Source organism: Streptomyces sp. NPDC058240, from assembly GCF_042882135.1.
GTDB lineage: Bacteria > Actinomycetota > Actinomycetes > Streptomycetales > Streptomycetaceae > Streptomyces.
Genome location: NZ_JBHVWT010000001.1, coordinates 1008105 through 1014660, shown reverse-complemented (window position 1 = coordinate 1014660; position 6556 = coordinate 1008105). Strand labels below are relative to the sequence as shown.

The 6556-nt window shown below is 69.6% G+C and carries 8 protein-coding genes; 7 read left to right on the top strand and 1 reads right to left on the bottom strand.

Annotated features, from left to right (window positions below; genetic code table 11):
- Nucleotides 1-100: 100 nt before the first annotated feature.
- Nucleotides 101-1429, bottom strand: coding sequence for a nicotinate phosphoribosyltransferase (locus ACFVX4_RS04605; protein WP_389971843.1), 1329 nt, complete (start codon nt 1427-1429; stop codon nt 101-103).
- Between the two features lie 78 nt (nt 1430-1507).
- Between ACFVX4_RS04605 and clpS the strand changes: the two genes are divergently transcribed.
- The 7 genes from clpS (at nt 1508) to ACFVX4_RS04570 (ending at nt 6404) form a co-directional block, all read left to right on the top strand.
- Nucleotides 1508-1822 (top strand): ATP-dependent Clp protease adapter ClpS, encoded by a 315-nt coding sequence (gene clpS, locus ACFVX4_RS04600; protein ID WP_389971841.1) that lies wholly within the window; start codon nt 1508-1510, stop codon nt 1820-1822.
- A 61-nt stretch (nt 1823-1883) separates the two neighbouring features.
- Complete coding sequence (locus ACFVX4_RS04595; protein WP_389971839.1) at nt 1884-2492, top strand: DUF2017 domain-containing protein; 609 nt, start codon at nt 1884-1886, stop codon at nt 2490-2492.
- Nucleotides 2493-2820: 328 nt separating this feature from the next.
- Nucleotides 2821-4260 (top strand): amino acid permease, encoded by a 1440-nt coding sequence (locus ACFVX4_RS04590; RefSeq protein WP_389971837.1) that lies wholly within the window; start codon nt 2821-2823, stop codon nt 4258-4260.
- A gap of 95 nt (nt 4261-4355) precedes the next feature.
- Nucleotides 4356-4787, top strand: coding sequence for a Mov34/MPN/PAD-1 family protein (locus tag ACFVX4_RS04585; protein ID WP_389971835.1), 432 nt, complete (start codon nt 4356-4358; stop codon nt 4785-4787).
- A 146-nt stretch (nt 4788-4933) separates the two neighbouring features.
- The gene (locus ACFVX4_RS04580) at nt 4934-5059 is read left to right on the top strand and encodes a putative leader peptide (RefSeq protein WP_256088703.1); all 126 of its coding nucleotides are present in this window, start codon (nt 4934-4936) and stop codon (nt 5057-5059) included.
- 116 nt (nt 5060-5175) lie between these two features.
- Nucleotides 5176-5454: a MoaD family protein gene (locus ACFVX4_RS04575; protein WP_266418698.1), complete on the top strand. Its 279-nt coding sequence runs from the start codon at nt 5176-5178 to the stop codon at nt 5452-5454.
- Nucleotides 5454-6404: a PLP-dependent cysteine synthase family protein gene (locus ACFVX4_RS04570; RefSeq protein ID WP_389971832.1), complete on the top strand. Its 951-nt coding sequence runs from the start codon at nt 5454-5456 to the stop codon at nt 6402-6404. The genes ACFVX4_RS04575 and ACFVX4_RS04570 overlap by 1 nt, the downstream gene beginning before the upstream one ends.
- The last annotated feature ends 152 nt before the right edge of the window (nt 6405-6556 follow it).

The following is a 6556-nucleotide window of genomic DNA, read 5'->3' as shown; positions in this document are numbered from 1 at the left end:
GGGCTCGGGGGGGGGGGGGGGGGGGGAGGGAAGGACGCGGGGGGGGGGGGGGGGGGGGGGGGGGGGTGGGGCCCCCCCCCCCCCCCCCCGCGTCCCTCGTTCACACGTACTCCGTGGGGATCACCGGCTCTCCGCGGGACAGCTGCAGCGCCGACATCGGCAGCCCCGCCCGTGCCGTGATGTGCCGCTCGCGCGCCGCGTCCAGTGGCTCCCGGGCGATCACCTCGCCGTCCCTGACCAGCTCGACCAGCAGCTGCCGGTCGGCCAGCTCCGCGGGCACGGCGCCGGTGCCGACCACCTCCGCCTCGGCCGCCCCGTTCTCGTCCAGCCGGCGCGCGGCCCACTTGCGACCGCCCACCGACGACTTCGCGCCGAGCGACTTCTTGGCGACCGGACGCAGCGGCTCCGCAGGGTCGGCGGACCCGGCACGGGCGACGAGCTTGTAGACCATCGAGCAGGTGGGCTGCCCGCTGCCGGTCACCAGCTGCGTGCCCACCCCGTACGCGTCGACCGGCGCCGCGGCCAGCGAGGCGATGGCGTACTCGTCCAGATCCGAGGTCACCACGATCTTCGTCTCCGTGGCGCCCAGCTCGTCCAGCTGCTGCCGCACCCGGTGCGCGACCAGCAGCAGGTCCCCGGAGTCGATCCGTACCGCGCCCAGCTCGGTCCCGGCGACCTCGACCGCCGTACGGACCGCCTCGGTGACGTCGTACGTGTCGACCAGCAGCGTCGTGCCCCGGCCCAGCGAGTCGACCTGGGCCCGGAACGCGTCGCGCTCGGTGTCGTGGAGCAGCGTGAAGGCGTGGGCGCTCGTCCCGACGGTCGGGATGTTGTAGCGGAAGCCCGCCGCCAGGTCGGAGGTGGTGTCGAAGCCGCCGATGTACGCGGCACGCGCCGACGCCACCGCCGAGAGTTCATGGGTGCGTCGTGCACCCATCTCGATCAGGCCACGCCCACCGGCCGCGGCGGACATCCGTGACGCCGCGGCGGCGATGGCCGAGTCGTGGTTGAGGATCGACAGGATCACCGTCTCCAGCATCACGCACTCGGCGAAGGAGCCCTCGACCCGCAGGATCGGCGAGCCGGGGAAGTACACCTCGCCCTCCGGGTAGCCCCAGATGTCACCGCTGAAGCTGTAGTCGGCCAGCCAGGCGAGCGTGGGGCCGTCCACGACGTTCTGTTCACGCAGGAAGGTGAGCATCTCGTCGTCGAAGTGGAAGTTCTCCACCGCGTCCAGCACCCGTCCGATGCCCGCGACGACGCCGTAGCGCCGCCCTTCGGGCAGCCGGCGCGTGAACGCCTCGAAGACCGACCGCCGGTCGGCCGTGCCGGCCTTCAGCGCGGCCTGCACCATCGTGAGCTCGTACTGGTCGGTGAAGAGCGCTGTCGACGGCACACCGACCCGTCGCCCAAGGTCCGCAGAGTTCATGTTCCGGATGCTACCCCTATTTCGTCAGAGTGACGAGATGTCGGGTCGTTTGTGCGATGCACCCTCCCGAGTGGCAGCATGGGGTGGGTGAGCGTCGCCCCCACAGAGATCGAGCGTCCCGAATCGGCCGAGGAGACTGTCGTCGTCCCCGAGCCCGACATCCCCTGGGTGACGCTGGTCCACAACGACCCGGTCAATCTCATGAGCTATGTGACCTATGTCTTCCAGGCCTACTTCGGCTACTCCAAGGACAAGGCGCACAAGCTGATGCTGGACGTCCACCAGAAGGGGCGCGCGGTCGTCTCCAGCGGCAGTCGCGAGGAGATGGAGCGCGACGTCCAGGCCATGCACGGCTACGGGCTGTGGGCCACCCTCACGCAGGACCGCAACTAGACCGGTCGTCCGCCGCCCCGCCCGACTCCTGCCCCGCCCGACCCACCATCGGAGAAAACCCATGGCCGGCCACTTCGAGGCCACCCCCGGCGGCGGCGCGGCCGTCGCGCTCGACGAGGTGGAGATCGCGATCCTGCGCTCCCTCGCCGTCCAGCTGCTGGAACTGATCGGTCCCGGCGACGAACCCGCCGAGGGCGCGGACCCGCTCGCCGCCCTCTTCGCGGAGGGACCCAGCGAACCGCCCACCGATCCCGCCCTGGCCCGCCTCTTCCCCGAGGCGTACGGCGACGAGGACAGCGAAGTGCGGGCCGCCTCCGCCGAGTTCCGCCGCTTCACCGAGAACGATCTGCGCGCCCGCAAGCGCGACGACGCCCTCACCGTCGTGCGCACCCTGGACGCCCTCACGATCACCGGGAACGGCGGCGCCGTGCTCGAACTCACCGGCGACGAATGCCGCAACTGGCTCGGTGCCCTCAACGACCTCCGGCTCACCATCGGCACCCGCCTGGAGGTCTCCGACGAGGATGAGGGCGAGGCCGAGAGTGGGGGAGGGAGCGGCCCCGGATCGCTCTACCGGCTCCCCGACAGCGACCCGCGCAAGCCGATGGTCATGGCCTACCTCTGGCTCGGCGCGCTCCAGGAAACACTCGTGGAAACGCTGATGCCGTAGCGGCATCTGCCCGGGATGCCGCCGGACGCGCGCCGGGCGTTCGCTCAGCAGACGCTCAAATCCGAATAACAATCCCGTCACTCGAATGGCCTTTTTGCTGCGGCAGGAAACTCTTGTCCGCTTTTTACTGTGGTGTGCACCACATAACGCCCGGTGGGTCGCCCGGGTGGCCGTGATAAATCTTCACGACCACTCGGGGGACGCCACACCTGTTCCCGAGGACGCCATGAGCCGGCAACCACCGGCGGCACTCCATCCATATCCGGGGGGATCAGGACCTGATCCGCGGCCTCAACGGCGCGGATCGGCGTGGAGAAAGGCGCAGCACATGACATCGGCACAGGTCGACAAAGGGCAGGGCGGCCGGCAAGCCGTAGAAGTCGCGGATGCCGGCACGACGGGTGAGGGATACCAGCGGGCCCTCGGCGCCCGTCAGATCCAGATGATCGCCATCGGCGGAGCCATCGGCACCGGCCTCTTCCTCGGTGCGGGAAAAGCAATCGCCAAGGCCGGACCCAGCCTCATCCTGGCCTACGCCGTCGCGGGCCTGGTGATCTTCTTCATCATGCGGGCCCTGGGCGAACTCCTCATGTACCGCCCGGTCTCGGGCTCCTTCTCCGAGTACGCCCGCGAATTCATCGGCCCCTTCGCCGGATTCGTCACCGGCTGGACCTACTGGCTGTTCTGGGTCGTCACCGGAATCACCGAAGTCACCGCCGCAGCCCAGTACATGACGTTCTGGTTCAGCATTCCCCAATGGGTTTCGGCACTGATCTTCACGGTCATTCTGTACGGCGTGAACCTGATCTCCGTGAAGCTCTTCGGAGAACTCGAATTCTGGTTCTCCATGGTCAAGGTGACCGCCATCGTCGGCATGATCCTCATCTGCGCCGGAATTCTCACCCTCGGCTTCTCCGACGCCGGGGACACCGCGTCCGTCACCCATCTCTGGTCCGACGGCGGATTCTTCCCGAACGGCATCAAGGGCACCTTGATGACCCTGCAGATCGTGATGTTCGCCTTCCTCGCCGTCGAACTCGTCGGCGTCACCGCAGGCGAGTCCAAGGACCCGAAGACCGTCCTGCCCAAGGCCATCAACACCGTGCCGTGGCGCATCGCCGTCTTCTACGTCGGCGCCCTCATCATGATCCTCTCCGTGGTCCCGTGGACCGAGTTCAAGCCCGGCATCTCGCCGTTCGTCGCCGCCTTCAGCAAGATGGGCCTCGGCATCGGCGCCGGCATCGTCAACTTCGTCGTGCTGACCGCGGCACTCTCCTCCTGCAACTCCGGCATGTACTCCACCGGCCGCATGCTGCGCGACCTCGCGCTCAACGGGCAGGGCCCGAAGCTCTTCACCCGGCTCACCAGGAGCGGCACCCCGCTCGTCGGCACCACCTTCTCCGCCGCCCTGATGCTCGTCGGCGTCTGGATCAACTACCAGTGGCCCGGTGACGCCTTCACCTACGTCGTCTCGTTCGCCACCATCTCCGGCATGTGGGCCTGGATCATGATCCTGATCAGCCAGATCCGCTACCGGCGCCTCGCCGACCGCGGAGCGCTCCCGCAGTCCGGCTTCCGGGCCCCCGGCGCCCCGTACACCAGCATCTACGCACTGGGCTTCATAGCCATGGTCGTCGTGATGATGGGCATCGACAAGGACACCAGGATCTCGCTGTACTGCGCCCCGATCTGGGCCGCCCTCCTCGGCATCTCGTACCTGGTCCTCAAGGCCCGCAACCCCGAGAACAAGGCCTTCGCCAAGAACTGAGCCGCCGACCTGCCGCTTCAGCGGCCCCGTCCACCATGCGGGCCCTCGCGTACCACACTTCGGTACGCGAGGGCCCGCATGCCTATCCTGGCGAAATGCTGACCATCACCAAGGCGCTCCACGACCAGATCGTCGCGCACTCCCGCGCCGACCACCCCGACGAGGCGTGCGGCGTGGTCGCGGGCCCGGCCGGGACCGGCCGGGCCGAACGGTTCATCCCGATGCTCAACGCCGCCCGGTCGCCCACCTTCTACGAGTTCGACTCGGCCGACCTCCTCAAGCTCTACCGCGAGATGGACGACCGCGACGAGGAGCCGGTGATCGTCTACCACTCCCACACCGCGACCGAGGCCTACCCCTCCCGCACCGACGTCACCTACGCCAACGAGCCCGGTGCCCACTACGTCCTCGTCTCCACGGCGGACACCGACGGCGCGGGCCCCTTCCAGTTCCGCTCGTACCGCATCGTGGACGGCGAGATCACCGAGGAGGACGTCGAGGTCGTCGAGGCGTACGAAACCGCCTGACCACGTCGTACCGCCGGACACCGGCAGGCCGCCCACCGGCGGACGGGGCCGGACCCACCACGGTCCCGTCCGCCTGTCGAACACCCGCCATCCACCAAGTGAGATCACACTCGGGATTACGGACCGGGAATCGATACGATGAGCGCATGGTTCCCCATGACGTGAGCGACAAGACGCCGGGCATGCTGCTCGTGGCGCGCCTGCACGTCGACCTGTGCAGGCTCTCCAGCGCGATCTGTACGTGCCGCCTGCCCGCCGGCCGCAAGGCCTGAGCCGGGCCCGCGGCCCGAGCACCACACGCAGCACCACACGTCACGCACCAACCCCCGCGCGGGGGCAGAGCCGCGCGCCCCACGCCACCTCTCCGTTTCCGACAGGAGCCCACGCCATGGCCATCGAGGTCCGCATCCCGACCATCCTCCGCACCTACACCGACGGCGCCAAGTCCGTCGAGGGCAACGGAGCGACCCTCGCCGACCTCCTCACGGACCTGGAGAGCCGCCACAACGGCATCCGCGAGCGCATCGTCGACGGCAACGAACTCCGCCGCTTCGTGAACGTCTACCTCAACGACGAGGACGTCCGCTTCCTCGACGGCATCTCCACCGAGCTCAGCGACGGCGACAACGTCACTATCCTCCCGGCCGTCGCCGGCGGCATGAACTGATGCGGTACGACAGCCCGCTCGCCGCGGTGGGCAACACCCCGCTCGTCCACCTGCCGCGGCTGTCACCCTCGGACGACGTCCGCATCTGGGCCAAGCTGGAGGACCGCAACCCCACCGGCTCGATCAAGGACCGCCCCGCGCTCCACATGGTCGAACAGGCGGAGAAGGACGGCCGGTTGACCCCCGGCTGCACCATCCTGGAGCCCACCAGCGGCAACACCGGCATCTCGCTCGCCATGGCAGCCAAGCTCAAGGGCTACCGCATCGTGTGCGTCATGCCGGAGAACACCTCCCAGGAACGGCGCGACCTGCTCGCCATGTGGGGCGCCGAGATCATCTCCTCCCCGGCGGCGGGCGGCTCCAACACAGCGGTGCGCGTCGCCAAGGAACTGGCCGCCGAGCACCCCGACTGGGTCATGCTCTACCAGTACGGAAACCCGGACAACGCGGGCGCCCACTACGCCACCACCGGCCCGGAGATCCTCGCCGACCTCCCGTCCGTCACCCACTTCGTGGCCGGCCTCGGCACCACGGGGACGCTCATGGGCGTCGGCCGCTACCTGCGCGAACACAAGCCGGACATCCGGATCGTCGCCGCCGAGCCCCGCTACGACGACCTGGTCTACGGGCTCCGCAACCTCGACGAGGGATTCGTCCCCGAGCTCTACGACGCCTCGGTCCTCACCACCCGCTTCTCCGTCGGCTCGGCGGACGCGGTCACCCGCACCCGCGAACTCCTCCAGCAGGAGGGCATCTTCGCCGGCGTCTCCACCGGCGCGGCGCTCCACGCGGCGATCGGAGTGGGGAACAAGGCCGTCAAGGCGGGGGAGCCGGCCGACATCGTCTTCGTCGTCGCGGACGGCGGCTGGAAGTACCTGTCGACGGGCGTCTACACGGCCCCGACCACCGAAGCGGCCATCGAGACGCTGCACGGCCAGCTCTGGGCGTAGGGCCCCGGACCTGTCCGGCGGATCAGGGCCGGACAGGCCCCGGGGGGGGGGGGACCCCCCCCCCCCCCCCGCCCCCCCCCCCCCCCCCCCCCCCCACCCCCCCCCCCCCCCCCCCCCCCCCCCCTCCCCCACCCCCCCCCCCCCCCCCCAAC

Excerpts from the sequence above, each read along its gene's own strand:
- ACFVX4_RS04605 (WP_389971843.1), bottom strand. The coding sequence starts at position 1,429 with ATGAACTCTGCGGACCTTGGGCGACGGGTCGGTGTGCCGTCGACAGCG.
- ACFVX4_RS04580 (WP_256088703.1), top strand. The coding sequence starts at position 4,934 with ATGGTTCCCCATGACGTGAGCGACAAGACGCCGGGCATGCTGCTCGTG.
- ACFVX4_RS04575 (WP_266418698.1), top strand. The coding sequence starts at position 5,176 with ATGGCCATCGAGGTCCGCATCCCGACCATCCTCCGCACCTACACCGAC.
- ACFVX4_RS04595 (WP_389971839.1), top strand. The coding sequence starts at position 1,884 with ATGGCCGGCCACTTCGAGGCCACCCCCGGCGGCGGCGCGGCCGTCGCG.
- ACFVX4_RS04570 (WP_389971832.1), top strand. The coding sequence starts at position 5,454 with ATGCGGTACGACAGCCCGCTCGCCGCGGTGGGCAACACCCCGCTCGTC.
- ACFVX4_RS04590 (WP_389971837.1), top strand. The coding sequence starts at position 2,821 with ATGACATCGGCACAGGTCGACAAAGGGCAGGGCGGCCGGCAAGCCGTA.
- clpS (WP_389971841.1), top strand. The coding sequence starts at position 1,508 with ATGGGGTGGGTGAGCGTCGCCCCCACAGAGATCGAGCGTCCCGAATCG.
- ACFVX4_RS04585 (WP_389971835.1), top strand. The coding sequence starts at position 4,356 with ATGCTGACCATCACCAAGGCGCTCCACGACCAGATCGTCGCGCACTCC.